The sequence below is a fragment of the Asanoa siamensis genome (assembly GCF_016862555.1).
In the GTDB taxonomy this organism is placed as follows: Bacteria; Actinomycetota; Actinomycetes; order Mycobacteriales; family Micromonosporaceae; genus Asanoa; species Asanoa siamensis.
The window spans coordinates 15920-40747 of sequence record NZ_BONE01000038.1; the positions used below are offsets into that span (position 1 = coordinate 15920).

Here is a 24828-nt window from a genome sequence, read left to right on the forward strand (position 1 = left end):
TCAGCGGGCACCGACCGGGCGGAGCGCGCCGCTGAGGAGCGCGCCCAGACCGAACAGCGCCGCGATCACCAGCAGGGCCCGCAACACCGTCAGGCGGTCCCCGAGCAGGCCGAGCAGCGGCGGCCCAGCAAGGAACGCGCAGTAGCCGATCGTCGCGACCACGCTGACCCGGCCCGCGGCCGCCGAAGGGTCCTCGGCGGCTGCGCTCATGCCCACCGGGAAGCCCAACGCCGTGCCGACCCCCCAGAGCAACGCCCCCACGAGCGCCAGCGGCAGCCCCGGCGCGAACACGAACAGCGCGGTCCCCGCCAGGCCGGTCAACGCGAGCAGCCGCAGCACCGCCACCCGGCCCCAGCGGTCCAGCAGCCACGGGCCGCACCAGCGGCCCGCCGTCATCGCCGCCACGAACGTCGCGAAGGCCAGTGTGCCCAGGGCCGCCGGTGCCTCGTGGTCGTCGACCGCGGCGATGACGATCCAGTCGTGGCCCGCGCCCTCCGCCATCGTGAACGCCAGCACGAACAGGCCGATCAGGATCGTCCGCGGCTCGCGCCACGCGGCGAAACCCGTGCGGGGGGCCGCGACCGACGACGCCGCGCCGTCGGGCAGGAAGGCCCGCCCGAAGATCGGCACGAACACCGCCACGACCAGAGCGATCCCGACCAGGTGCACGCGCACCGGCACCCGCAGGGCGACCATCGCCGTGCCCAGCAGCGCGCCGGCCACGCTGCCGACCGAGAAGCCCGCGTGCAGGCGGGACATGATCGAGCGCCGCAGGTGCCGCTCCAGCACCGTGCCCTGCAGGTTCATCGCGACGTCCCAGGCACCCGTGCCCAGACCGAGCGCGACCAGCCCCACCACCGTCAGCGCGACGTCACCGGTCGCGCCGACGGCGGCCGTCGCCAGGCCGACCGCGAACAGCACCGCGCTGACCGCGACCACCCGCCGCGAGCCGTGCCGGGCGACGACCGGACCCGACAGAACGAGCGCGAGCACGGCCCCGCCCGACGCGGCCAGCAGCGTCAGCCCGAGCGCGCCGGGGGAGAGGTGGAGCTGGTCGCGGATCTGCGGTACGCGGGCGAACAGGCTGGCGAACGCGAGGCCCGAGGCGCCGAAGGCCGCGAACGTCGCGACAGTCGCGCGGTGGACCGGCGCCGCGGTCACCCGAGGCGGCCCTCCGCCTCGTCCCAGGCCGCCGCCGACTCCCGCGGCTCGTACCGCCGCAGCTCGTGCGAGTCCCGCACCAGCTTGCGCAGCGCGGCCAGGTCACCGCGGACCGCGCCGCCCGCCCGCGCCTGGACGAGCACGTTGCCGACCGCGGTCGCCTCCACCGGGCCTGCCAGCACCGGCAGCCCGCAGGCGTCGGCCGTGAGCTGGCAGAGCAGCTCGTTGCGCGCCCCGCCACCGACGAGGTGCACCACCCGCACGTCCCGGCCCGACAGCGAAGCGGCCGCGCGGACCGCCCGACGGTGCGCCAACGCCAGGCTGTCCATGATGGACCGTACGAGCGTCGGCCGCGACGACGGCGCCGGCTGACCCGTGCGCGCACACGCGGCGGCGAGACGCGCCGGCATGTCGCCCGGCGGCAGGAACTCCGGGTCGTCGGCGTCGACCACGGCGAGGAACCCCGGCGCCGCCGCCGCGGCCCGCAGCAGCCCGGGCAGGTCGTCCTCGCCCCACGACCGCAGGCACTCCTGCAGCAGCCAGAGCCCCATCACGTTGCGCAGGTAGCGGATCGTCCCGTCGACACCGCCCTCGTTGGTGAAGTTCGCCAGCCGGCTCTCCTCGGACAGCACCGGCGCGTCCAGCTCCACACCGACGAGAGACCAGGTGCCGCAGGAGATGTACGCGAAGTCGGCCCCGTCGGCCGGCACACCCACGACGGCGGAGGCGGTGTCGTGCGAGCCGACCGCGACCACCTCGGTGGTGAACGGCAGGTCGGCGCGGACCGCCCCGATCCGGTCGCCGGGCCGGCGCAACGGCGGGAAGAGCGATCCGGGTAGGCCCACGTCCGCGATCAGCGACGCCGCCCAGTCGCGGGCCCGCACGTCGTAGAGCTGCGTGGTGGAGGCATTGGTGGCTTCGGCCCCGACGGCGCCGGTCAGCCAGTACGCGATCAGGTCCGGGATCAGCAACAGGTGCTGGGCGGCGGCGAGCTGCGGGCTGCCGGCCGCGGCCGCGAGTTGGTAGAGCGTGTTGAACGGCAGCTGCTGCAGCCCCGTCGTCGCGTAGAGCCGCCGTTCCCCGAGCCGCTGTGCGGTCGCGCGCCAGATCCCGTCCGTACGCCCGTCGCGGTAGTGCACCGGATTGCCCAGCAGCGCACCACGAGCGTCGATGAGTCCATAGTCGACGGCCCACGCGTCGATGCCGATGCTGTCGACGGGTCCGGCGACGCGGAGTCCTTCGAGGACACCCGCGTAGAGCGCCAGCACGTCCCAGTGCAGCGTCCCACCGGCGCGCACCGGCTCGTTGGCGAACCGGTGCGCGGTCGTGAGGTCCAGCCGGCCGCCGCCGAGCCGGCCGACCACGACGCGCCCGCTGGACGCGCCGAGGTCGACCGCGGCGTACGCGTTCACCGCAGGAACGCCGCGGCGACACCGGCGTCGACGGGAACGTGCAGCCCGGTGGTGTGCGTGAGGTCGCCGGCGGTGAGCGCGAAGACCGCGTTGGCCACGTGCTCGGGCAGCACCTCCCGCTTGAGCAGGGTCCGCTGGGCGTAGTACGCGCCGAGCTCCTCTTCGGGCACCCCGTAGACGGCGGCCCGCTGGGCGCCCCAGCCGCCGGCGAAGATGCCGGAGCCGCGGACGACACCGTCGGGGTTGACGCCGTTGACCCGGATGCCGTGCGCGCCGAGCTCCGCGGCCAGCAGGCGGACCTGGTGCGCCTGGTCGGCCTTGGCGGCACCGTACGCGACGTTGTTGGGGCCGGCGAACACCGCGTTCTTGGAGGAGATGTAGATGATGTCGCCGCCGAGGCCCTGGTCGACGAGGATCCGGGCGGCCTCGCGGGAGACCAGGAACGAGCCGCGGGCCATCACGCCGTGCTGCAGGTCCCAGTCGGCCTCGGTGGTCTCCAGCAGCGGCTTGGAGATCGACAGGCCGGCGTTGTTGACGACCAGGTCGACACCCCCGAACGCGAGGGACGCCGTCCGGAGGGCGAGGACGATGGCGGCCGTGTCGGTGACGTCGGCGGTGACCGGGATCGCGACGTCGGTGCCGCCGATCTCCGCGGCCACCCGGGCGGCGGCCTCGCCGTCGCGGTCGGCGACGACCACGCAGGCGCCCTCGACAGCCAGCCGGTGGGCGATCGCCCGGCCGATGCCGGAGCCGCCGCCGGTGACGAACGCGACCCGCGTCGCGAGGGCCTTCGGCTTGGGCCGCCGGGCGAGCTTGGCCTCCTCGAGGGCCCAGTACTCGATGCGGAACTTCTCGGCCTCGTCGATCGGGGCGTACCGGGAGACGGCTTCGGCGCCGCGCATCACGTTGACGGCGTTGACGTAGAACTCCCCGGCGACCCGCGCGGTCTGCTTGTCGGCGCCGAACGAGAACATCCCGACACCGGGTACGAGCACGATGGCCGGATCGGCTCCCCGCATCGCCGGCGAGGACGGGGTGGCGTGCCGCTGGTAGTAGGCCGCGTAGTCGTCGCGGTAGGCCGCGTGCAGCTCCGTCAATCGTGCGACCACATCGGACAGCTCGGCCGTGGGCGGGAGGTCGAGAACGAGCGGGCGGACCTTCGTACGCAGGAAGTGGTCCGGACAGGAGGTGCCGAGCGCGGCCAGGCGCGAGTGCTCGGCCCGGGAGAGGAAGTCGAGCACCTCCGGGCTGTCGGTGAAGTGGCCGACCACGCGGCGGTCGGTCGACGCCAGCCCGCGGATCACCGGAGCCAGGGCCGCGGCCCGCGCCCGCCGTTCGGCGTCGGGCAGCGGTTCGTGCACGACCGGGCCGAACGGTTCAGGCCGGCCGTGCGACGCGATGTAGTCCGCCGCGGTGCGGATGATCTCCAGCGAGTTGGCCTCGCACTCGGCGCTGGTGGCGCCCCAGGCCGTGATGCCGTGCCCGCCGAGGATCACGCCGATCGCGGCCGGGTTGGCCCGCTTGACCGCCGCGATGTCCAGGCCGAGCTGGAAACCGGGACGGCGCCAGGGCACCCAGACCACCCGGTCCCCGAAGATCTCCTTGGTCAGCGCCGGCCCGTCCGCCGCGGTCGCGAGCGCGATGCCCGAGTCGGGGTGCAGGTGGTCGACGTGCGCGGCGTCGACGAGCCCGTGCATCGCCGTGTCGATCGACGGCGCCGCCCCGCCGCGCCCGTGCAGGCAGTAGTCGAACGCCGCGACCATCTCGTCCTCGCGCTCGACGCCCGGGTAGACGTCGACCAGCGCACGCAGCCGGTCGAGCCGCAGCACCGCGAGCCCGGCCGGCGTCAGCGTGCCGAGGTCGCCGCCGGAGCCCTTGACCCACAACAGCTCCACGTCGCCGCCGGTCACCGGGTCGGTGCCGGTGCCCTTCGCCGAGGTGTTGCCGCCCGCGTAGTTGGTGTTCCGCGGGTCGGCGCCGAGGCGGTTGGACCGTTCGATCAGCTCTTCCACCGTGGACATCGGTCGTTACGCTCCCCAGCCGGCGGCTTCGCCACCGACACGCTCGGCTTTGACGGTCTCGTAGTAGCCCGACCGCTTGTAGGCCGCGATCGGGTCCGGGTCGAGGCCCATCTCGCCGCGCAGGTCGCGCAGGAGCGGACGGACGTCGGTGTGGTAGGCGTCCATCAGCACCTCGTTGGCCTCCAGCACGTCGCCGTCGCGCTGCGCCGCGGCCAGCGCGGCGGTGTCGACCAGCAACGCCTTGGCGGTGGCCTCCTGGACGTTCATGACCGACCGGATCACCGCCTGGATCTTCGGCTCGATGTTGTGGCACTGGTCGAGCATGAACGCGATGCCCGCCTCGGGCTTGAGGACGTCGGCCGAGACGATCTCGCACATGATGCGGAAGAGCTGGAAGGGATCCGCGGCACCGACCATCAGGTCGTCGTCGGCGTAGAAACGCGAGTTGAAGTCGAACGCGCCGAGCTTCCCGGCCCGGATCAGGACCGCGACGATGAACTCGATGTTCGTGCCCGGTGCGTGGTGCCCGGTGTCGATCACGACCTGCGCCCGGTCGCCCAGGGCGAGACAGTGGGCGTACGCGGTGCCCCAGTCCGGGACGTCGGTCGTGTAGAAGGCCGGCTCGAACAGCTTGTATTCCAGCAGCATCCGTTGCGCGGGACCGAGCCGCTCGTAGGTGGCCGCGAGCGCGTCGGCGAGCCGGTCCTGCCGGGCCCGGATGCTGTCCTGGCCGGGGTAGTTGGTCCCGTCGGCGAACCAGAGTTTGAGGTCGCGCGAACCCGTGGCGTCCATGATGTCCACACACTCGAACATGTGGGCCAGCGCCTTCGCCCGGATCCGCGGGTCGGGGTTGGTGACCGAGCCGAGCCGGTAGTCGTCGTCCTGGAACACGTTCGTGTTGATCGCCCCGAGGCCGATGCCGCGCTCCTTGGCATAGGCGGCGAGGGCGGCGTAGTCGTCGAGCTTGTCCCACGGGATGTGCAGCGCGACGGTCGGGGCGACACCGGTGAAGCGGTGCACGGTGGCGGCGTCGGCGATCTTCTCGTACGGGTCGCGCGGCACGCCCTCCTGCGCGAACACCTTGAACCGGGTGCCGGAGTTCCCGAACGCCCACGACGCCGTCTCGATCCGTTGCGCACGCAGGGCCGCCAGGACGCGGCTCCGGGTTGGCGGGGCAAGCTCGGTCATGTTTCGTCCTCCGCGCGGGGCCTCGTACATGAAACGTTTCATGCGATGGATGGACGATATCGGCCCCTGTCCGGGGGAGTCAAGGTATGAGACGTTTCAGCGGATCGCGTACGCTGATCGACCATGGCGGCGAGCATCAAGGAGGTCGCGCAGCGTGCCGGCGTGTCGCTGGGCACGGTGAGCAACGTGCTCAACCGCCCCGACATCGTCTCGCCGCAGACGCGCAAGCGCGTCCTGGAGGCCATCGAGGAGCTGGGCTTCGTCCGCAACGACTCGGCCCGGCAGCTCCGCGCGGGCCGCAGCCGCACGGTCGCCATCGTGGTGCTCGACGTGTCGAACCCCTTCTTCACCGACGTCGTACGCGGCGCGGAGGCGGTCGTCGAAGGCGCCGGCGGCATGGTGGTCGTCTGCAACAGCGGCGGCGGCGCCTCGCGGGAGCACCGGCACCTGGACGTGCTCGAGGAGCAACGGGTCCAGGGCCTGCTGGTGACCCCGGTCAGCGACGGCCGGCAGCCCCGCCTGGACCGGATGGTCAAGCGCGGCATCCCGGTGGTCCTGGTCGACCGCGGCGCCGGCCTCGCCAACCAGTGCTCGGTCGCGGTCGACGACGTCCTCGGCGGCCGCCTGGCGGCGGAGCACCTCGCGGAGCGCGGCCACCGCCGGATCGCCTTCGTCGGCGGCCCGGCCGGCCTGCGCCAGGTGGCCGACCGCCTGGCGGGCGCCGAGGCGGCCCTGGCGGAGCGCGACCTGCCCGCGCCGCACGTGGTCGAGACCCCGGTCCTGTCGGTCTCGACGGGCCGCACGGCCGCCGACGAGATCGTCACCCTGCCGGCGTCCCGCCGCCCGACGGCCATCTTCTGCGCCAACGACCTGGTCGCCCTCGGCGCCCTGCAGGCCCTGACGGCCCACGGCCTGAAGGTCCCGGACGACATCGCCCTGGTCGGCTACGACGACATCGAGTTCGCGGCGGGCGCGGCCGTGCCCCTCTCGTCGATCCGCCAGCCCCGCGAGCAGCTGGGCCGCACGGCGGCGCAGCTCCTCCTGGAGGAGTCCACGGACCCGGAGCACCACGAGCACCGCCACGTGGTCTTCCAGCCGGAGCTGGCGGTACGCCAGTCCAGCGAACACAAACGCCGCCGCACCCGCTGAGCGGGCTGCCGTGCCCGATCGCGAGTCACCTCTTCCGTCGGGCCGGATGACGTCGGGCATCACCCGGCGCGGCAGCAGCGTGCTGCGACCGGTCGGGCCGTGGAGCGCGGCGGTGCACGAGTACCTGCGGCACCTGGCCGCGGCGGGCTTCGACGGCGCACCCCGCGTGCTGGGCGTGCGGGACGGCCGCGAGGAGCTGACGTTCCTCGCGGGCGAGGTCCCGGCCGATCCCGCCTGGGAGCCGGGCCGGGGCGCGCGGCTGCCGGACCACGCGCGCGGCGAGGAGGCGCTGGTCGCCGCCGCGCGACTGGTCCGCCGGCTGCACGGGGCCTCCCGCGGGTTCACACCGCGGCGGGTCGACTACCGCTTCCACCCGCACCCACCGCGCGACGGCGAGCTGGTGTGCCACGGCGACCTGGGTCCGTGGAACACCGTGTACCGGGCCGGCCTCCCGGTGGCCTTCATCGACTGGGACGCGGCCGGCCCCCGCGAACCGCTGGTCGACCTCGCGGCCGCCGCCAAGGCTTTCGTGCCCCTGGAACCCGACCACCGGTTGCGCGAGGTCGACCCGGTCCCGGACCGCGGCGCGCGGCTGCGCCTGTTCGTCGACGCCTACGGCCTCACGGACCGCCGCGCGATCCTGCCCGCCCTGCGCGACGCGACCCTGACGCCGGTCGAGAGCCTGCGCCACTGGCCCCTGGACGCGGCCGGCGCCGCCGGCGCCCTGGAGTTCGTCGCCGGCGAGCTCCGCTGGCTCCACGCCGCGATGCCCGAGCTCGAACGGGCACTCAAGCCGTAGGTTGGCGGTCCCACCAGCGCGGAAGGTCGAGGTCCGCGGTGTCAGGACTCGCGAAGAAGAACGGAACCCCGAGCAGCCGCGCGACGCCGGCGCCCGCCTCGCCCGCGTCGCGGGCCTCCGCCCAGCCCGGCGCCGGACCCCCGAACCGGGCGCCCTCGCCGCCGTCTCAGATCGTCGATCCGCCACCGCGCCTCAGCACTCAGCGCGTTCCACAAGGGCACGGGCATCCCGTCATTGTCCTTCCTCCCACCGCGGACGTGGCAGCGCAGCGAAGCGGAGCGGTGTCTCGCGGGAGGAACGGTCCGGACCACAACGGACCCGAGCACGAATCCCGAATCTAGCCTTTGATCGCTCCGGAAGTCATGCCGGAGACGATGCGGCGGTTGAAGAACAGGAACATGATCAGCGGCGGAATCGTGATGAGCAGGATGTTCATGAAGAGCAGGTTGTACTGCGACGTGAACTGGCTCGAGAAGTTGTAGAGCGTCAGCTGCACCGTCGCGTTCTGGTCGCCGGGCAGGAAATACAACGGGTTCACGAAGTCGTTGAAGACCGTGACCGACTGCACGACGATGACCGTGATCGCGACCGAGCGCAGCAGCGGGAAGATGACCCTGAAGAACAGGCGGAACGGGGACGCGCCGTCGATGATGGCCGCCTCGTCGAGCTCGCGGGGGATCGTCGCGATGAACGCGCGGAAGAGCAGGATCGCGAACGAGATGCCGAACGCCACCTCGACCAGGATCAGGCCCGGCATCGTCCGGAAGAGGCCGAGCTTCTGCAGCACCCAGATCGTGGGTACGACCGCCGGCGGGATGATGAGGCCGGAGAGCACCAGGAAGTTGATCAGCACGTTCCAGCGGCTCTTGCGGCGTTGCAGCACGTAGGCCACCATCGCCGCGAGGACGACCATGATGGCCACGCTGCTGACCGTCAGGATGGTGCTGTTGATGAACGCGATGATGAGCATGTAGTCGCGCGCCTCGACCACGTCGACGAAGTTCCGCACGATCTGGAAGTTCTCGGGCCAGGAGAAGTCCAGCAGTGCCGCCTGCTGCCGCGATTTCACCGCCGTCAGCACGATGAAGGCGAACGGCACCAGGAAGACCACGATGGACAGCAGGATCGCGACGCCGCTGAGCCAGTAGTTGCGCCGGCCGGTCACAGCTCGACCTCCTTGCGGGTCAGGAACCAGTACAGCGGCAGGATGACGGCCGTCACGACCAGGAACAGGATCACGTTGCCGGCCGTGGACAGGCCGTAGAAGCCCGCCTGGTACTGCTTGTAGATGACCGACGCGATGACGTCCGACGTGAAACCGGGACCACCGCGGGTCATCGCCCAGATCAGGTCGAACGACCGCAGCCCGCCGATCAGCGACAGGATCACGACCGTGACCGTCGCGGGGCGGGCCAGCGGCAGCACGATGCGGAAGAAGCTGGCCGTGGCGCCGGCGCCGTCGACCCGCGCCGCCTCGAAATATTCCTGCGGGATCGACACGATGCCCGCGATGTAGATGAGCGTGGCCAGGCCGACGCCCTTCCACACGTCGACGAGCGCGACCGACAGCAGCGCGAGGTCCGGGTCGGTCAGCCAGCCCGGGCCCTGGACGCCGATGGCCGCGAGGGACTCGTTGATGAGCCCGCGTTCCGGGTTCATCAGGACGGTGAACGTCAGCCCGACGCCGATCGTGCTGACGAGCACCGGGAAGAAGACGACCGACCGCAGGTAGCCGCGGCCGATGATCTGCGAGGTGAGCAGCACCGCGAGCAGCAGCCCGAGCACCACCTTGAGCCCCGACGTGACCACCGCGTAGATCAGGGTGTTGGTCAGGCCGGAGACGAGCGCGGGCTCACGGAAGAAGTTGACGAAGTTCTCGAAGCCGATGAAGTGCGAGTCGAAGATGGTCCAGCGGGTCAGGCTGAAGTAGAACGACGCGAACGTCGGCACGAGGAACAGCACCCCGTAGACGAGGGCTGCCGGCAGATAGAACCAGGAGGGGTACGGGCTGCGCCTGCGGGCCCGGATCGTCGTCATCGCACGGCCTCTCGTGGCGGGTGCCGCGCGACACCGGGGCCGCGCGGCACCGACTGGCTACCAGCCCGGCAGGCCGAGCTGTTGGGCCTGCTTCTCGACGTCACGGTCGTACAGCGCGGCACCGTCCGGCGCCTTGCGGATGCCGGAACCCACCTCGACGCAGATCTGCTCGAGCGACGGACCCTTCACCGGGGAGAGGAACTCCAGCGCCAGGCTGGACCCGCCCTCCCGGTCGATGTAGGGCTGCATGTCCTTGATCGACTGTGGCACGTCGGCCGGCAGCTCACAACCCTTGACCGCGAACGGGCCGGTCGGCGGTGAGGCCTTGGCCTGCGAGGTGCAGCCGTCCGGGCTCGCGATGAAGGCGAGCAGCTTCCTGGCCGCCTCGAGCTTGGCGCCGCTCGTGGAGGCCGGGATGTAGGCGCCGCCGGGTGCCCAGACGGTCAGGCCGTTGGTGGCGGCGTCCGTGCCCGGCAGGGCGAACAGGCCGACGTCGTTGACCTTGTCGGGGTTGTTGATGGCGATGTTGGCGACCGCGGCCGTCAGCATCGGGTAGTGCGCGCCCTCACCGAGCGCGATCATCCGCTGGCCGTCCTCGTACTTCGCCGACGCGAAGTCCTTGTTGAGGTAGCCGGCGTCGAAGACCTCCTGCAGGTGCGCGAAGCCCTCCAGCGCCGCCGGGGTGGTCGCGTACTTGGCCTGGTTCTTGGTGTACTTCTCGGCGAAGGCGGAGTCGGCGGCCGAGACGTTGTGGAAGTCGCCCAGGATGAACAGCTGCGAGGTCCAGGTCTCCTGGTAGGTCTGGATGACCGGCGCGGCCTTGCCGTCCGCCTTGATCTTCGCGTTGTTGGCCATGAACTCGGACCAGGTCTTCGGCACCTGCAGGCCCAGCCGCTCGTAGACCTTGCGGTTGTAGAGGACCGCGCCGCCCATGAACGTGCCGAACGGCGCGCCGTAGACCTTGCCGCCCGCGGTGACGGTCGTCTTGAAGTTGGCGTCGAGCTGGCCGACGTAGGACTGGTCGTCGAGCGCGACCAGGTTCTGCTCGGGCTTGAGGGCCTGGAACAGCGAACCGGAGTTGTAGATGAAGACGTCGCTCATGTCGCCTGTGGACAGCCGGGTCTTGACGATGTTGTCGCCCTCGGTGCCCTGCGGCCGGGTCTCGACCTTGACGGTGATGTCGGGGTTCTTCGCGGTGAAGTCGCCGACGACCTGCTCGGCCGTCTTGACGGTGGCTTCCGCGTTGTCGACCAGGAGCGAGATGGCGGTCTTGCCGCCCTCATCGCTGGAGCCGAGGCTCCCGGCACTGCACGCCGTGAGCGCCAGCGCGCTCGCGACGGCGGCGGCCGCGAACGCACCCAGGCGCCGCGGCGGGACGTCGAACATGGCCGTACCTCCCTATTTTGGCGAATTCTGTGAATCGTTTCAGATTTGGTTACCAGACCTTAACGGGAGCATCCATCAGGGTCAACCCCTCAGCCGAGCAGCGCCGCCAGCCGCGTGCGGAAGGCCTCGGCCTCCGGCGCGATGACCGGCGGCGCGATCGCCGCCGCCAGCTCGTGCGCCGGCGCGTCCAGATAGGGCACCGCCCGCGCGGCCGCCTCCCGGTCGTTGGCCACGGCACCGACCTCGACCGCCGCCGCCACGATCGCGGCCCAGGTGGGCTCGTGGTCGAGGATGTCGCGCACGGTCGGGTCCGCGGGCAGTTCCGGCACGCGGGGGTACGGGTCGGCGCAGGCGAACTCGTGGCTGCCGTGGGAGACCTCGACGGGCGCGCTGCCGTCCGGCAGGTGCACGGTCGCCGCGCTGCCCACCGGCACCTGGACCGACAGCGTGAACCGGCCGTCCGCCCGCCGCCAGGACACGACGGCCTCGCCGTACGGCGTGAGATGCCGCGCGGCCGCGGAGGTGAGCACCGGTCCGGGCCGCGGCCGCACGGTGATCCGCCGGTAGCCCGGCTCGGCCGGCGCGAGCCCGGCGACCGTCCGGTGCAGCCAGTCGGCCACCGCGCCCAGCGCGTAGTGGTTGAAGGACGTCATCTCGCCCGGGTTGATCCGCCCGTCCGGCAGCATGCTGTCCCAGCGCTCCCAGACCGTGGTCGCGCCCATGGTGACCGCGTAGAGCCAGGACGGCACGCCGGTCTGCAGCAGCAGCCGGTGCGCCACGTCGACGGCGCCGGCCGAGGTCAGCGCGTCCGCGATCAGCGGCGTCCCGACGAAGCCGGTGCTGATCCGGAAGCCGGAGGTGCGCACGAGGTCGGCCAGCCGCCGGGCCGCGCCCAGCCGCTCGCGCTCGCCGGGCAGCAGCGCCCACTCCAGCGCCAGCGCGTAGACCGTCTGCGCGTCGCTGATCACGCGGCCGCCGGCGGTGACGTACTCCCGGGCGAACGCCTCCCGGGTCCGCGCGGCCAGGTCGGCGTAGTGCCGTTCCACGTCGTGGTCGCCCAGCACCCCGGCGGCCGCCGCCACGAGCGAGGCCGAGCGGGCCAGGTGCGCCGTCGCGATGACGTCCGGGTCGGCCTTCGCGGCGGCGGGCGCCTCGGGCGGCGCGGTCGGGTCGAGCCAGTCGCCGAACTGGAAGCCGCCGGTCCACAGGCAGTCCTTGCCGGCCAGATCGGCGAGCCCGTCGACCCATGCGCGCATGCTGGGCAGCTGCCGCTCGAGGATGCCGGCGTCGCCGGTGCGCTGGTACAGCACCCACGGCACGATGGTCGCGGCGTCGCCCCAGGCGGCCGCGGCCGGGCGCGCGGTGTGCAGCACGTCCGGGACGACGAACGGCACGGAGCCGTCGGCGTGCTGCTCGGCGGCCAGGTCGGCGAGCCAGTTCGTCAGGAAGCCGGCCGCGTCGAAGAGGAACGTCGCGGTCGGCGCGAAGACCTGGATGTCGCCGGTCCAGCCGAGCCGCTCGTCGCGCTGCGGGCAGTCGGTCGGCACGTCGAGGAAGTTGCCCCGCGCGCTCCAGACCACGTTGTCGTGGAACCGGTCGAGCAGCGCGTGCGACGACTCGAACCAGCCGGTGCGGCGCAGGTCGGTGCCGACGACGACCGCCTCGACGTCGGCGGCGGCCAGGTCGTCCACGCCCGAGACCTCGGCGTAGCGGAAACCGTGGAAGGTGAACATGGGCTCCAGTACGACCTCGTCCGGCCCGGCGAGCACGTACGCGTCGGTGGCCTGCGCGGTCTTGAGCGGGCGTACGCCCAGCTCGCCGTCCTCCAGCACCTCGGCGTGCCGGACGCTGACCTCGGTGCCGGCGGCCAGGCCGCGCACCCGCAGGCGGACCCACCCGACGAGGTTCTGTCCGAAGTCGACGAGCGTGCGACCGGCCGGGGACTTCGAGACCGCGACCGCCGGCAGCACCTCGGTCACCCGAACCGGCGGCCCCTCGGGGGCGACCAGCCGGCCGAGGTCGGCGTCGACCACGTCGACCGGATCGGTGGTCTCGGCCGGGCGGGCCGGCCGGCGCAGGTCGGTGCGCTGCCCGTCGTAGTTGTCGTCGGCCAGGATCCCGGTCTCGCCGGCCGTCCAGCTCTCGTCGGTGGCCAGCAGGTGGACGCGGCCGTCCGCCGTGGTTACCTCGAGCTGGGCGAGCAGCGCCAGCCGGTCGCCGTAAAGCGCGCGACCGCCGCGGAAGCCGAGCCGGCCGCGGAACCAGCCGTTGCCGAGCACGACGTCGAGCTCGTTGGCGCCGGCACGGACCAGATCGGTGACGTCGTACGCGCGGTAGCGCAGCCGGTTGGGGTAACTCGTCCAGCCGGGCGCGAGCTCGTCGTCGCCGACCCGCCGCCCGTTGAGCGCCGCGCGGTGCAGGCCGTGGCTGGTGACGTAGAGCCGGGCGCGGGTCACCTCACCGGGCACGTCGAGCCGGCCGCGCAGCAGTGGCGCGGGCGCGCCGGCCCCACCCAGGGTGCGGGGGCTGACGAAGCGGGCGGTCCAGTCGTCCGGGTCGAAGAGGCCGCCCTCGGCGTGGGCCGGCGGGCTCCAGTCGGTCCACTCGCCGGCCGTGTCGCGGACCCGGACGCGGACCGCGACCTCCTGCCGCGAGGCGATCGGGGCCGCGGGCCAGGGGACCAGGACCTGGTCGGCCGACTCGACCGTGAAGGTCGCCGGCCGTCCACCGTCGACGGTGACCTCCAGCTCGTAGGCGGCCGCCGCGAACGTCGCGGGCGCGGTGGGGATGTGCCAGGACAGCCGGGGGGTGCGGCTCGGCACGGCGAGGACGGTGCCGTCGTCGGTGCGGTGCGCGAAGCGGACGGGTGTCGGGGCGTACGGACGGGTCATCGATGCGCTCCCTGGAAGGTCCGTGAATCGATTCAAGGCCCCATCCTTCAATCCCTCGGGCCGAACCGTCAAGGGCGTCCCGCGCTCAGCGCGCGATGACCACGCCGCCCGGGAGCGGGTCGTACGGATCGAGCAGCAGCTCCGCCCCGACCGTGAATCCCGCGTCGCGCACCCAGCCGCCGACCCGGGCGAGCGGCCGGCGGTGGACCCAGACGTTCATCGGGTGACCGCCGTATCCCTCCGTCTTGTGCGTCGACCGGTCGCCGACGTGGAAGCCGACCAGCAGCGGGCCGCCGGGCCGCACCACCCGCCGGAACTCCGCGAGGATGCCGGGCACGTCGGCGTCCGGCACGTGCACCAGCGACCAGAAGGCCAGCAGCCCGGCGACGGCACCGTCGGCGAGGTCGAGGCGGGTCATCGAGCCGACCTCGAACCGCAGGCCGGGATGGTCGCGCCGGGCGACCTCGACCATGCCGGGGGAGAGGTCGACGCCGAACGCGTCGAGGCCCAGGCCGGCCAGCAGCGCGGTGACGTGCCCGGGTCCGCAGCCCACGTCGGCGACCGGCCCGCCGCCCGCCCGGCGCACGAGGTCGGCGAAGAGCGCGAACGTCGCGGCGAGGTAGGGCTGGTCGTCCAGCGTGTGCCTGACCTGGTCGGCGTAGCTCTCGGCGACCGTGTCGTAGGAGATCCGGGTGTCCGCGACCCAACCGTCCAGCGTCATGCCGGACACCCTAGTGGCCGCGGTGCACCGCGATGTCGTCCAGGCGGGCGAGGGCCTCGGCGTTGCGGGGCTTGAGCACCATCGCCTGGACCGGCTCGGGGAGCACGCGGCCCGCGCCGGAGACGACCGACTCGACGATCGACACCTGGGTCGCCTCGGCCGAGACGGGTTCCAGGGTCAGCCGGATGATCGCGCGGCCGACCGGCCACATGCGCGCGTCGAGCTCGAGGAACCGGTCGGGCTCCATCGCGCGTACCGACGTCTCGTCGTCGATCTGGATCGGCCACGGGCCGACCCGGTGGTGGATCCGGGTGCCGACCGCCGGCCAGCCGGCGTCGACGTCGCGGATGTGCGCGGCACCCACCACCCAGCTCGCGTAGCTCCAGCCGTCGGCGAGGACGGCGAAGATCCGGTCAGGGGTGGTGTGGATGATCCGGCGCGTTTCGCTCACGGGGTTCTCCTTACCCGGGCATCGCGTCGTGAACCCGCCACCAGATTACGTATCGGACGCCCGGATATGGGTAGGTTCGGGGAAGCGGCGGGTCGGGCGGAAGGCGGCAAGCGGTGCGGACAGTCGACGCGGTGGTCATCGGGGCCGGGCACAACGGGTTGGTGGCGGCGAACCTGCTCGCCGACGCCGGCTGGGAGGTGCTGGTCCTGGAGGCGACCGACACCGCCGGGGGAGCGGTACGGACGGCGGAGATCACCGCGCCCGGTTTCCACCACGACGTCTACAGCGCCTTCTATCCTCTGGGCTACGCCTCGCCGGTGCTGCGCGGGCTCGACCTCGAGGCGTACGGGCTGAAGTGGCACCACGCGCCGGCCGTGCTCGCGCACGTGCTGCCCGACGACCGCTGCGCGGTGCTCTCCCGCGACCCCGAGCGGACCGCGGCCTCGCTGGCCACCTTCGACCCGCGCGACGGCACGGCCTGGCTGCACGAGGTGCGCCGGTGGAAGCGGATCGGCGCGCCGTTCCTCGACGCGATCCTGCGCCCGTTCCCGCCGGTGCGCGCGGGTGCCCGGCTGGCGGCCCGGCTCGGCGTCCCCGGTGCGCTGGACTTCGCCCGGCTGTCGGTGCTGCCGGTGCACGAGTTCGGCCGGGAGACCTTCCAGGGCGCCGGCGGTCAACTGCTGCTGGCCGGCAACGCGCTGCACACCGACCTCGGGCCGGAGCAGGCGGGCAGTGCCCTCTACGGCTGGCTCCTGGCGATGCTGGGCCAGGACGTGGGCTTCCCGGTGCCGGTCGGCGGCTCCGCCCGGCTGGTCGAGGCGTTGTCGCGGCGGCTGGCCGAGCGCGGCGGGGCGGTGGAGTTCCGCCGTCCCGTGACCCGGGTGCTGCACGCCCGCGGGACCGCGGTCGGCGTCGAGGACACCCATGGCGAGCGGATCCGGGCCCGCCGGGCGGTGCTGGCCGACGTGCCCGCGCCGGCGCTCTACGAGAACCTGGTCGGCCTCGACGCGCTGCCGCCCGCGTTCGCCCGCCACCTGCGGCGGTTCCAGTGGGACAACAGCACCATAAAGGTCGACTGGGCGCTGTCGAAGCCGCTCCAGTGGACGGCCCGGGAGGCCCGCGAGGCGGGCACCGTCCACCTCGGCGACCTGGGGACCCTGAGCGCCTACAGCGCGGCGCTGGGCCGGGGCGAGGTCCCGACGGACCCGTTCGTCCTGGTCGGACAGATGACCACCAGCGATCCGAGCCGGTCGCCGGCGGGCACGGAGTCGCTCTGGGCCTACACCCACGTGCCGCAGCGCACCATCGGTGACGCCGACCGGATGCGGGAGCAGGCGGAACGGCTGGAGGAGACGCTCGAGCGGCACGCGCCGGGCTTCCGCGCCTCGATCCTGGCCCGCCACGTGCAGCTCCCCGGCGACCTGGAACGCGGTGACCCCAGCCTGTTCGGCGGCGCCCTCAACGGCGGCACCGCGGCCCTGCACCAGCAGCTCTTCTTCCGGCCGGTGCCGGGGCTGGGCCGGGCGGACACGCCGATCGACCGCCTCTACCTGGCCAGCTCGTCGGCCCACCCGGGCGGCGGGGTGCACGGCGGCCCCGGCTCCAACGCGGCCCAGGCGGCCCTGGCCCGCAACGGCCTGGGCGGCTCGGCGTACGCGAGCGTCATCGGCGCCCTGCACCGCCGCCTCTACGGCTGAGCCGGCGGGAGTCAGCCGGCTTCGCTGACCGTCCGCAGGCGGTCGAGGCCCTTCTCGAAGTCGGGACCGATCATCTTGTCCATCGGCCTGACCAGCGACATCAGCCGGATGGCGACGGTGTTCGGACCGACCATCGTCCAGGTGACCGTCGCACCGGCGTCGGTCGGTCGGACCGCGAAGCGGATCTCGTTGCGGGACTTGAACGGCTTCTCGAAGGCCAGGTCGATCGTCACGTCGGACGGCTCCTGGGCGGAGACGATCTCCATTCGGCCCTTGCCGGCCTTGCTGTTGCCCGACCACGCGTACGCCGCGCCCGGGCCGGACGCCGCGCCCGAGTAGGAACGCTCCATCGCGGGGTCGACGTCCTCCCACGGCGACCAGCGCGTCCAGTGGTGGAAATCCGCGATCTGCTCGTAGATCCGGGCCGGTGGCGCCGCGATCTCGATCGACCGGGTAACGGTGTAGGTATCAGCCACGGCCAGTCAGCGTACGCCGGTCGGACCGTCCATGGTGGTCACTCGCCGGAGGGACGTCACGGCGTCTCCAGGAAGTTGAGCACGGCCAGCACGCGGCGGTTGTCGTCCTGGTCGGGCAGCAGGCCGAGCTTCCCGAAGATGTTGTTGATGTGCTTGTTGACCGCCTTCTCCGTGACGCCGAGCCGGTGCGCGATGCCCGCGTTGGCCCGGCCCTCGGCCATCAGCCGCAACACCTCGCGCTCGCGCGGCGTCAGGCGCCCGATGCCGTCCTCCTGGCCGCGCCGGGTCAGCAGGTCGGCCACCACGTCGGGGTCGAGGACCGTGCCGCCGGCGGCGACGATCCGGACCGCCTCGACGAACCGCGCCACGTCGGCGACCCGGTCCTTGAGCAGGTAACCGAGCCCGCCCTGCCCGGCGGAGAGCAGCTCCCGCGCGTAGAGGACCTCGACGTGCTGGGACAGGACCAGGATCGGGAAGCCAGGGGTACGCGCGCGGGCCCGGGTCGCCACCCGCAACCCCTCGTCGGTGAACGACGGCGGCAGGCGGACGTCGACGATCGCCACGTCGGGCGCGAGGTCGTCGATCGCCGCCGCCAGCTCCGGCGCCGTGGCCACCGCCGCCACCACGGTCTCGCCGTACGCGGTCAGGATCCGTTCCAGGCCGTCGCGCAGCAGTGCCTGGTCCTCGCCGATCACGACCCGCACGGCACCTCCATGCTCAGCACCGTCGGGCCGCCGGGCGGGCTGGTCACCGCGAGCCGGCCGTCGAACGCGCCCAGCCGCCGGCGCACCCCGGCCAGGCCGCCGGCCGGTGGGACCTGCGCACCGCCCGTACCGTCGTCGCCGACCTCGACCACCAGCAGGCCCGACGGGGCGCGCAGCGTCACCCAGGCCCGCGCCGCCCGGCTGTGCTTGGCCACGTTGGCCAGCGCCTCGGCGACCGCGAAGTAGAGCGCCGCCTCGATCGGCGGGGCGCCGCGCACGTCGTCGTCGGCGAAGACGGTGGTCGGCACCGGCAGCACGACCGCGAGCGCCCGGACCGCCTCGACCAGCCCGCGCTCGGCCAGTACCGGCGGGTGGATGCCGCGGACCAGCCGGCGCAGGTCGGCCAGGGCCTGGCCGCTGGTGTCGCGGGCCTCGGCGAGCAGCGCCTCGGCCCTCGCGGGGTCGGTGCGGACGAGCTGCTCCGCGAGGCCGATGGTCATGCCGAGGGCGGCGATCCGGGCCTGGGCGCCGTCGTGCAGGTCCTTCTCGATCCGGCGCAGCTCGGCGGCGCCGGCGTCGACCGCGTCGGCCCGGGTCTCCTCGAGCCGGTCGACCCGCGCCTCCAGGGCCCGCCGCGGCGGGCTGAGCAGCGCGGCGCTGAACCGGGCGTGCAGCTCCAGGACCAGCGGCGGGACGATCACCAGCAGGGCGGCCGCGAGGACGCCGATGCCGACCGCGACCGGCCAGAACTCGCCCTCGGCGCCGCTGGTGATGACGATCGGGACGATCACGACCCCGAAGACGGTCCAGGCGGTGAGGGCGACCGGCACAAGCCCGGTGGCGACCGCGACCGGCAGGTTGACCACGAGCCAGAGCAGGTCGCGCCAGGTCGCCGGGTCGAGCAGGGGACGCAGGCCGCGGGCCGGGCCACGGTACGGGCGGTCGACCCGCACCCCGGACCACGCCTGGCCGCGCTCGCGCTGCTCGTCGGCGAACCGCCGCAGGGCCGCCAGCGCGCGCGGCGCGAGCAGCACGCCGATGCCCGCCGGCACGAGTGCGATCGAGACGACCGTGGCCACGAACAGGGGCAGGCCGACGACGAGCGCGCGCAGCGCGAGCCCCAGGCCGCGCAGGCCGGCGGCCCGCGCCGTGCGGATCCGTTCCTCCCAGTCCATCGCCGCCATTCTCCCCGCCCGGGGTGCCGTTGTCGGTAGGGCTAACCCCACCACCAGCACACATCGATCCTGATCGGTTTATGTGGCCGATCGACATATCGACCCGCGCCCATGGGCTCGTAGGTTTCCGGAATGCGTCGAACGGGTGTGGCGCGGGACACAGAACGGGAGGCGGCGGATGGCTGAGCCGATGCTGGCCACCCATGGCCTGACCCGCGACTTCCGCGGGTTCCGGGCGGTCGACGGCGTGGACCTCGCGGTGGCGCCCGGCACCGTGCACGCGCTGGTCGGCCCCAACGGTGCCGGCAAGACGACCCTGTTCAACCTGCTCACCGGCTTCCTGAAGCCGAGCGGCGGGCGGATCGAGGTGGCCGGGCGGGACATCACCGGCCTGCCGCCCGAGCGGATCGCGGCGCGCGGCGTCGCCCGCTCGTTCCAGATCACCAGCCTCTTCCCGATGCTCACCGCCCGCGAGCACGTCGAGCTGGCGCTGCAGGGCCGGGGCCGGCTCGGCTGGCGGTTCTGGCGGTCGGCGAAGCTGCTCGACCGCTACCGCGGGCGGGCCGACGAGCTGCTGGCCATGGTCGGCCTCGACGGGCTGGCCGAGGTGCCGTCGGACGCGCTGCCCTACGGCCGCAAGCGGGCCCTCGAGCTGGCGCTGGCGCTCGCCCTCGAACCCGACGTGCTGCTGCTCGACGAGCCGACCGCCGGGATGGGCATGGAGGACGTCGACCGCACCGTCGAGCTGGTCGACCGGGTCCGGGCCGGCCGCACGGTCGTGCTGGTCGAGCACAACATGAGCGTCGTCGGCCGGCTCGCCGACCGGGTCACGGTGCTCCAGGCGGGCCGGGTGCTCGCCGAGGGCCCGTACGACGAGGTCCGCGCGGACGAGCGGGTCGTCACCGCCTACCTGGGAGCGGCCGATGCTGCGGGTTGAGGGACTGCACGCCTGGTACGGCGAGGCCACGGTGCTGCGCGATGTCGCGCTCACGGTCGCGCCCGGCGAGGTGGTCACGCTGGTCGGCCGCAACGGCGCGGGCAAGTCGACCCTGCTGCGCTGCGTGATGGGGCTGCACCCGGGCCGGCGCGGCACGATCTCGCTCGACGACCGGGACATCGGGTCGCTGCCGGCCCACCGGCGGGCCCGGCTCGGGCTCGGCTGGGTGCCGGACGACCGCGGCGCGTACGCCTCGCTCTCGGTCACCGAGAACCTGACCCTGCCCCCGGCCGTCGGCCCCGACCCGTGGTCCCTGGACCGGGTCTACGAGACCTTCCCGGTGCTGCACGAGCGCCGGAACTCCGCCGCGACCCAGCTCTCCGGCGGCGAGCAGCAGATGCTCGCGCTGGCCCGGGTGCTGCGGATGGGCGCCCGCGTGCTGCTCTGCGACGAGCCGACCGAAGGGCTGGCCCCGCTGCTGGTCGCCCGGGTCGCCGACATCCTGCGCCAGGTCCGCGACCAGGGCACCGCGGTGCTGCTGGTCGAGCAGAACCTGCGCTTCGCGACCGGCGTCGCCGACCGCCACCACCTCCTCGCCGAGGGCCGGGTGGTCGAGACGCTCCGCAACGACGAGGTCCGGGAGCGGGAAGGCGAGCTGCTCACGTACCTCGGTATCTGACTACACAGTGGAGGCAGCTGATGAGGAAACGGGCCATAGCCGTAGGTGCCGTCGCGCTCCTGCTCGCCGGTTGCGGCGGTGGGGGACCGCAGGGGTCGTCGGACAGCAAGCTCTCCGGCGACCGGATCGTGCTCGGCGTGCTCAACGACCAGTCGGGCGTCTATCTCGCGCTCTCGGGCACCAACTCGGTCAAGGCCGTGGAGATGGCCATCGCCGACTTCAAGGCGAAGCACGGCGGTGACGCGATCGCGAAGGACATCACCGTCGAGACCGCGGACCACCAGAACAAGCCGGACGTGGCCAACACCAAGGCCGCCGAGATGTACGACAGGTTGGGCGTCGACGCGATCCTCGACGTGCCCACCTCGTCGGCGGCGCTGAAGGTGGCCGACGTCGCGAAGGAGAAGAAGAAGCTCTACTTCAACATCAGCGGCGCGACCACGGACCTGACGGGCAAGTCCTGCAACCGATACACGTTCCATTACGCGTACGACACGTACATGCTGGCCAACGGCACCGGTCGCACCGTCACCGAGCAGGGCGCGAAGAACTGGTACATCGTCTACCCGAACTACGCGTTCGGGCAGGACATGGAGAAGAGCTTCTCGACCGCCGTCACCGGCGCGGGCGGCACGATCGTCGGCAAGGACGCGACGCCGTTCCCCAACGACAACTTCTCCTCGTTCCTGCTGAAGGCGCCGACGCTGAACCCGAAGCCGGACGTGCTCGGCACGATGCAGGCCGGTGGCGACCTGGTCAACCTCGTCAAGCAGTACAACGAGTTCAAGCTCCGGGAGAAGGGCGTGGGGCTCTCGGTCGGGCTGATGTTCCTCACCGACATCCACTCGCTGACGCCCGCGGCGCTGGCGGGCACCACCTACACCGACGCCTGGTACTGGAACTTCGACGCCGAGAACCGGGCGTTCGCCGACCGGTTCCTGAAGGAGACCGGCTCGCGGCCGACGTTCGCGCACGCGGCCAACTACTCGGCGGCCCTGCAGTATCTCGAGGCGGTGCAGGCGGCCGGCACCGACGACGCCGACGCCGTGGTGAAGCAACTCGAGGGCAAGGCCGTGAACGACGTGTTCCTGCGCAACGGGAAGATCCGGGCCGAGGACCACCGGGTCATCCACGACGCCTACCTGGCCCAGGTGAAGCCGGCGGCCGAGGTCACCGAGGACTGGGACTACGTGAAGATCCTGAAGACCATCCCCGCGGCCGAGGCCTTCCGCACCCCCTCGGCCGACTGCAAGCTATGAGCTCTTTCCTCCAGCACACCTTCGACGGCCTGGTGAGCGGGGCGTTCCTCGCCCTGCTCGCCCTCGGCCTGTCGGTCATCTTCGGCATGCTGCGGGTGGTGAACTTCGCCCACGGCGCCTGCTACATGCTCGGCGCGGTCGGCACCTACCTGCTGCTGACCGAGTTCGGGATCCCGTTCTGGTGGGCGTTGCTGATCGTCCCGCTGGTGCTGGGCGCGTTCGGGATGGCCGTCGAGCGCACGCTGGTGCATCCGCTGGCCCGGCTCGACCCGCTCTACAACTTCCTGCTCACCTTCGGTCTCACGCTGGTGCTGCAGGACCTGGTGAAGCTGCGGTACGGCACGACGTCGAGCCCGTACGCGACCCCGGCCGGCCTGACCGGCACCGTCGACTTCGGACTGTTCGACTTCCCGGCCTACCGGGTGTTCGTGCTCGCGTTCGCGGCCGTGGCCTGTGCGGGCGTCTGGTGGCTGCTCGGGCACACCCGCGTCGGCATGGTGGTGCGGGCCGCGACGGAGCGGCCCGAGCTGACCCGGGCGCTCGGCATCGACGTCGGGCGGTGGGTGACGCCGGTGTTCGGCTTCGGCATCGCGCTCGCGGCCGTGGCCGGCGTGCTGGCCGCCCCGATGCGGGCGGTGAACCCGCTGATGGGCGCCGACCTGGTGATCGTGGTGTTCGCCGTCGTGGTGATCGGCGGCCTCGGCTCCATCTTCGGCTCGGTGGCCGCCGGCTTCGGGATCGGCCTCGTGCAGGCCTGGGGCGAGTCCTATCTGGACCAGTGGCCGATCGTCGCACAGACGTCGGTGTTCGTCATCATGGCGGTCGTGCTGCTCTGGCGGCCGGCCGGGCTGTTCGGGCGCGAGGAGGCACCGGCATGAGCGTCGCCACGAAACCGCGCCGGGCACCGTCGTTGCTGCGCGCCGCCTCCGGTGCGCCGCCCTGGCTGCGCTGGGCCCTGCTGGCCGCCGGCCTGGCGGTCGCGCTCTGGCTGCCGAACGGCCTCTATCCGGCGGTCGCCGTGGACATCCTGTGCTGGGCGCTGTTCGCGGTCGCGGTCGACCTGCTGCTCGGCTACACCGGCCTGCTCTCGTTCGGGCACGCCGCGTTCTGGGGCACGTCCGCGTACGCCAGCGGTCTGGTCGCCATCCACGCCGGTGTGCCGTTCCCGGTGGCCGTGCTGGCCGGGGCGTTGGTCGCCGCCGCGCTCGCGGTGCCGATCGGCTACCTCGCGGTGCGCCGCACCGGGATCTACTTCGCGATGGTGACGCTGGCCTTCGCGCAACTGGTCTACTACGTCGCCAACAACCGGCGCGGGCTGACCGGCGGCGAGAACGGCCTGCAGAGCGTGCCGCGCGAGCTGTTCGGGCTCGACCTGACCGACGCGTACTACTTCTACTACGCCGCCCTGCCGGTCGTGCTGCTCGGGCTCTGGGCGGCCTGGCGGATCGTCAACTCGCCGTTCGGCCGCGTGCTGGTCGGCATCCGGGACAACCCGGCCCGGGCCCGGGCACTCGGCTACCCCGTGCACCGCTACAAGCTGCTGGCGTTCGTCCTGTCGGCGTTCCTCGCCGGGTTGGGCGGCGGCCTGTTCGCCATGGGGCACCGCTTCGTCACCCTGGACACGTTGCACTGGACCACCTCCGGCAAGGCGGTGGTGATGGTCGTGCTCGGCGGCATCGGCACGCTCTGGGGCGGTGTGCTCGGCGCCGGGCTGCTGGTGCGGCTCGAGGACTGGCTGTCGTTCTCCGGCTTCGAGGCGGTCGGCCTGGTCACCGGTGCCCTGTTCGTCGTGGTGGTGCTGGTCTTCCGGCGCGGGCTCTGGGGCACCGCCGCGGATCTGCTGCGCCGCCGTGCCCGCAAATCGGTGGCGCCCTCGGAGGGCGATGGCTAGCGTCCCGGCCGTGACCGACGCTCCCACGCCCGGGACGGGCGCCCACCTCGAGTTCAACGGCCCGCTGTCGGGCGCACGGGCCGACCGGCTCGCCGCCGACCTCGCGGCCCGCCGACCCACCACCGTGGTCGATCTGGGCTGTGGCTGGGGCGAGTTGCTGCTGCGGGTGGTGGCCCGCTGCCCGGACGCCCACGGCGTCGGGGTCGAGAGCCACGGTCCCGACGTCCTCCGCGGCCGGGCCAACGCGGCCGCCCGCGGCCTCGCCGATCGGGTGACGTTCGTCGAGGGGTCGGCCGCCGCGCACCGGGAGCCCGCCGACGTGGTGCTGAGCATCGGCGCCTGGCACGCGCTCGGCGACCTCGACGAGGCCCTGCGCGCGCTGCGCGGTCTGGTCAACCCCGGCGGCCGGGTGCTCTTCGGTGTCGAGTTCTGGGAGCAGCCGCCGCCGCCCGAGCGGCTGGCCCGGATGTGGCCGGGCGCCAAGGCCGACGACTGCGACGACCTGGCGGGCCTGGTCGACCGGGCGATCGCCGCCGGGTTCCGCCCGCTCCGCGTCGAGCACGCGACGGCCGACGAGTGGGCGGAGTTCGAGTCCGGCCTGGCGGCCGAGGGGGAGGAGTGGCTGCTCACGCACGCCGACCACCCCGACGCCGCCGACCTGCGGTCGCGGCTCGACAGCCAGCGCGACATGTGGCTGCGCGGCCACCGTGGCCTGCTGGGCCTCGCCTATCTGACGCTCGGCCCGGTCGGCTGACACTACGCTTGTAGTCTACGACACTACGGATGTAGTCTCG

At 72.8% G+C, this 24828-nt stretch carries 22 protein-coding genes; 9 read left to right on the forward strand and 13 right to left on the reverse strand.

What is annotated here, in order from left to right:
* From Asi02nite_RS22770 to rhaI, 4 genes are read right to left on the reverse strand one after another with little or no spacing between them, the layout of a single operon-like run.
* Positions 1 to 1161 (reverse strand): MFS transporter, encoded by a 1161-nt coding sequence (locus Asi02nite_RS22770; protein ID WP_203715918.1) that lies wholly within the window; start codon positions 1159 to 1161, stop codon positions 1 to 3.
* Positions 1158 to 2573 (reverse strand): rhamnulokinase, encoded by a 1416-nt coding sequence (locus tag Asi02nite_RS22775; RefSeq protein ID WP_203715919.1) that lies wholly within the window; start codon positions 2571 to 2573, stop codon positions 1158 to 1160. The genes Asi02nite_RS22770 and Asi02nite_RS22775 overlap by 4 nt, the downstream gene beginning before the upstream one ends.
* Positions 2570 to 4594 (reverse strand): bifunctional aldolase/short-chain dehydrogenase, encoded by a 2025-nt coding sequence (locus Asi02nite_RS22780; RefSeq protein WP_203715920.1) that lies wholly within the window; start codon positions 4592 to 4594, stop codon positions 2570 to 2572. The genes Asi02nite_RS22775 and Asi02nite_RS22780 overlap by 4 nt, the downstream gene beginning before the upstream one ends.
* A gap of 6 nt (positions 4595 to 4600) precedes the next feature.
* The gene (gene rhaI / locus Asi02nite_RS22785; protein ID WP_203715921.1) at positions 4601 to 5782 is read right to left on the reverse strand and encodes an L-rhamnose isomerase; all 1182 of its coding nucleotides are present in this window, start codon (positions 5780 to 5782) and stop codon (positions 4601 to 4603) included.
* Between the two features lie 123 nt (positions 5783 to 5905).
* Here rhaI and Asi02nite_RS22790 point away from each other — a divergent pair, with 123 nt between their 5' ends.
* Entirely contained in the window at positions 5906 to 6931 is a 1026-nt protein-coding gene (locus Asi02nite_RS22790; protein WP_203715922.1) for a LacI family DNA-binding transcriptional regulator, read from the forward strand.
* 46 nt (positions 6932 to 6977) lie between these two features.
* The gene (locus Asi02nite_RS22795; RefSeq protein WP_203715923.1) at positions 6978 to 7730 is read left to right on the forward strand and encodes a phosphotransferase; all 753 of its coding nucleotides are present in this window, start codon (positions 6978 to 6980) and stop codon (positions 7728 to 7730) included.
* Positions 7731 to 8067: 337 nt separating this feature from the next.
* On the opposite strand, the gene Asi02nite_RS22800 is transcribed toward Asi02nite_RS22795, so the two are convergent.
* From Asi02nite_RS22800 to Asi02nite_RS22825, 6 genes are all read right to left on the reverse strand, one after another.
* Complete coding sequence (locus tag Asi02nite_RS22800) at positions 8068 to 8895, reverse strand: carbohydrate ABC transporter permease (protein ID WP_203715924.1); 828 nt, start codon at positions 8893 to 8895, stop codon at positions 8068 to 8070.
* Positions 8892 to 9767, reverse strand: a complete 876-nt coding sequence (locus tag Asi02nite_RS22805) for a carbohydrate ABC transporter permease (RefSeq protein WP_203715925.1) — start codon at positions 9765 to 9767, stop codon at positions 8892 to 8894. The genes Asi02nite_RS22800 and Asi02nite_RS22805 overlap by 4 nt, the downstream gene beginning before the upstream one ends.
* A 57-nt stretch (positions 9768 to 9824) precedes the next feature.
* Positions 9825 to 11153: an ABC transporter substrate-binding protein gene (locus Asi02nite_RS22810; RefSeq protein ID WP_203715926.1), complete on the reverse strand. Its 1329-nt coding sequence runs from the start codon at positions 11151 to 11153 to the stop codon at positions 9825 to 9827.
* An 89-nt stretch (positions 11154 to 11242) separates the two neighbouring features.
* On the reverse strand, positions 11243 to 14044 hold the full coding sequence (locus tag Asi02nite_RS22815; RefSeq protein WP_203715927.1) for a family 78 glycoside hydrolase catalytic domain: 2802 nt from the start codon (positions 14042 to 14044) through the stop codon (positions 11243 to 11245).
* Positions 14045 to 14129: 85 nt separating this feature from the next.
* Positions 14130 to 14765, reverse strand: a complete 636-nt coding sequence (locus Asi02nite_RS22820; RefSeq protein ID WP_203715928.1) for a class I SAM-dependent methyltransferase — start codon at positions 14763 to 14765, stop codon at positions 14130 to 14132.
* A gap of 10 nt (positions 14766 to 14775) precedes the next feature.
* Positions 14776 to 15216 carry an SRPBCC family protein gene (locus Asi02nite_RS22825; protein ID WP_203715929.1) on the reverse strand — a complete coding sequence of 147 codons (441 nt, stop codon included), beginning with the start codon at positions 15214 to 15216 and terminating at the stop codon, positions 14776 to 14778.
* A 113-nt stretch (positions 15217 to 15329) separates the two neighbouring features.
* Here Asi02nite_RS22825 and Asi02nite_RS22830 point away from each other — a divergent pair, with 113 nt between their 5' ends.
* Positions 15330 to 16913, forward strand: coding sequence for a phytoene desaturase family protein (locus Asi02nite_RS22830; protein ID WP_203715930.1), 1584 nt, complete (start codon positions 15330 to 15332; stop codon positions 16911 to 16913).
* 11 nt (positions 16914 to 16924) lie between these two features.
* Here Asi02nite_RS22830 and Asi02nite_RS22835 read toward each other — a convergent pair whose 3' ends face one another.
* Genes Asi02nite_RS22835 through Asi02nite_RS22845 form a run of 3 tightly spaced genes read right to left on the reverse strand, consistent with a single transcriptional unit; the run spans position 16925 to position 19268 of the window.
* Positions 16925 to 17389 carry an SRPBCC family protein gene (locus Asi02nite_RS22835; RefSeq protein WP_203715931.1) on the reverse strand — a complete coding sequence of 155 codons (465 nt, stop codon included), beginning with the start codon at positions 17387 to 17389 and terminating at the stop codon, positions 16925 to 16927.
* A 56-nt stretch (positions 17390 to 17445) separates the two neighbouring features.
* Positions 17446 to 18093: a LuxR C-terminal-related transcriptional regulator gene (locus Asi02nite_RS22840; RefSeq protein WP_203715932.1), complete on the reverse strand. Its 648-nt coding sequence runs from the start codon at positions 18091 to 18093 to the stop codon at positions 17446 to 17448.
* Positions 18081 to 19268, reverse strand: a complete 1188-nt coding sequence (locus Asi02nite_RS22845) for a sensor histidine kinase (protein ID WP_203715933.1) — start codon at positions 19266 to 19268, stop codon at positions 18081 to 18083. Before Asi02nite_RS22845 ends, Asi02nite_RS22840 begins: the two co-directional genes overlap by 13 nt.
* A gap of 178 nt (positions 19269 to 19446) precedes the next feature.
* Here Asi02nite_RS22845 and Asi02nite_RS22850 point away from each other — a divergent pair, with 178 nt between their 5' ends.
* From Asi02nite_RS22850 to Asi02nite_RS22875, 6 genes are read left to right on the forward strand one after another with little or no spacing between them, the layout of a single operon-like run.
* Positions 19447 to 20205: an ABC transporter ATP-binding protein gene (locus Asi02nite_RS22850; protein WP_203715934.1), complete on the forward strand. Its 759-nt coding sequence runs from the start codon at positions 19447 to 19449 to the stop codon at positions 20203 to 20205.
* Entirely contained in the window at positions 20192 to 20884 is a 693-nt protein-coding gene (locus Asi02nite_RS22855; RefSeq protein WP_203715935.1) for an ABC transporter ATP-binding protein, read from the forward strand. Before Asi02nite_RS22850 ends, Asi02nite_RS22855 begins: the two co-directional genes overlap by 14 nt.
* 20 nt (positions 20885 to 20904) lie before the next feature.
* Positions 20905 to 22143, forward strand: a complete 1239-nt coding sequence (locus Asi02nite_RS22860; RefSeq protein ID WP_203715936.1) for an ABC transporter substrate-binding protein — start codon at positions 20905 to 20907, stop codon at positions 22141 to 22143.
* On the forward strand, positions 22140 to 23021 hold the full coding sequence (locus tag Asi02nite_RS22865) for a branched-chain amino acid ABC transporter permease (protein WP_203715937.1): 882 nt from the start codon (positions 22140 to 22142) through the stop codon (positions 23019 to 23021). Before Asi02nite_RS22860 ends, Asi02nite_RS22865 begins: the two co-directional genes overlap by 4 nt.
* On the forward strand, positions 23018 to 24034 hold the full coding sequence (locus Asi02nite_RS22870) for a branched-chain amino acid ABC transporter permease (protein WP_203715938.1): 1017 nt from the start codon (positions 23018 to 23020) through the stop codon (positions 24032 to 24034). The genes Asi02nite_RS22865 and Asi02nite_RS22870 overlap by 4 nt, the downstream gene beginning before the upstream one ends.
* A gap of 10 nt (positions 24035 to 24044) precedes the next feature.
* A complete protein-coding gene (locus Asi02nite_RS22875; RefSeq protein WP_203715939.1) occupies positions 24045 to 24788 on the forward strand; it encodes an SAM-dependent methyltransferase in 744 nt (247 codons plus the stop codon).
* Positions 24789 to 24828 lie beyond the last annotated feature (40 nt).

Excerpts from the sequence above, each read along its gene's own strand:
- Asi02nite_RS22780 (WP_203715920.1), bottom strand. The coding sequence starts at position 4,594 with ATGTCCACGGTGGAAGAGCTGATCGAACGGTCCAACCGCCTCGGCGCC.
- rhaI (WP_203715921.1), bottom strand. The coding sequence starts at position 5,782 with ATGACCGAGCTTGCCCCGCCAACCCGGAGCCGCGTCCTGGCGGCCCTG.
- Asi02nite_RS22790 (WP_203715922.1), top strand. The coding sequence starts at position 5,906 with ATGGCGGCGAGCATCAAGGAGGTCGCGCAGCGTGCCGGCGTGTCGCTG.
- Asi02nite_RS22795 (WP_203715923.1), top strand. The coding sequence starts at position 6,978 with ATGACGTCGGGCATCACCCGGCGCGGCAGCAGCGTGCTGCGACCGGTC.
- Asi02nite_RS22805 (WP_203715925.1), bottom strand. The coding sequence starts at position 9,767 with ATGACGACGATCCGGGCCCGCAGGCGCAGCCCGTACCCCTCCTGGTTC.
- Asi02nite_RS22810 (WP_203715926.1), bottom strand. The coding sequence starts at position 11,153 with ATGTTCGACGTCCCGCCGCGGCGCCTGGGTGCGTTCGCGGCCGCCGCC.
- Asi02nite_RS22815 (WP_203715927.1), bottom strand. The coding sequence starts at position 14,044 with ATGACCCGTCCGTACGCCCCGACACCCGTCCGCTTCGCGCACCGCACC.
- Asi02nite_RS22820 (WP_203715928.1), bottom strand. The coding sequence starts at position 14,765 with ATGACGCTGGACGGTTGGGTCGCGGACACCCGGATCTCCTACGACACG.
- Asi02nite_RS22845 (WP_203715933.1), bottom strand. The coding sequence starts at position 19,268 with ATGGACTGGGAGGAACGGATCCGCACGGCGCGGGCCGCCGGCCTGCGC.
- Asi02nite_RS22850 (WP_203715934.1), top strand. The coding sequence starts at position 19,447 with ATGGCTGAGCCGATGCTGGCCACCCATGGCCTGACCCGCGACTTCCGC.
- Asi02nite_RS22855 (WP_203715935.1), top strand. The coding sequence starts at position 20,192 with ATGCTGCGGGTTGAGGGACTGCACGCCTGGTACGGCGAGGCCACGGTG.
- Asi02nite_RS22860 (WP_203715936.1), top strand. The coding sequence starts at position 20,905 with ATGAGGAAACGGGCCATAGCCGTAGGTGCCGTCGCGCTCCTGCTCGCC.
- Asi02nite_RS22865 (WP_203715937.1), top strand. The coding sequence starts at position 22,140 with ATGAGCTCTTTCCTCCAGCACACCTTCGACGGCCTGGTGAGCGGGGCG.
- Asi02nite_RS22870 (WP_203715938.1), top strand. The coding sequence starts at position 23,018 with ATGAGCGTCGCCACGAAACCGCGCCGGGCACCGTCGTTGCTGCGCGCC.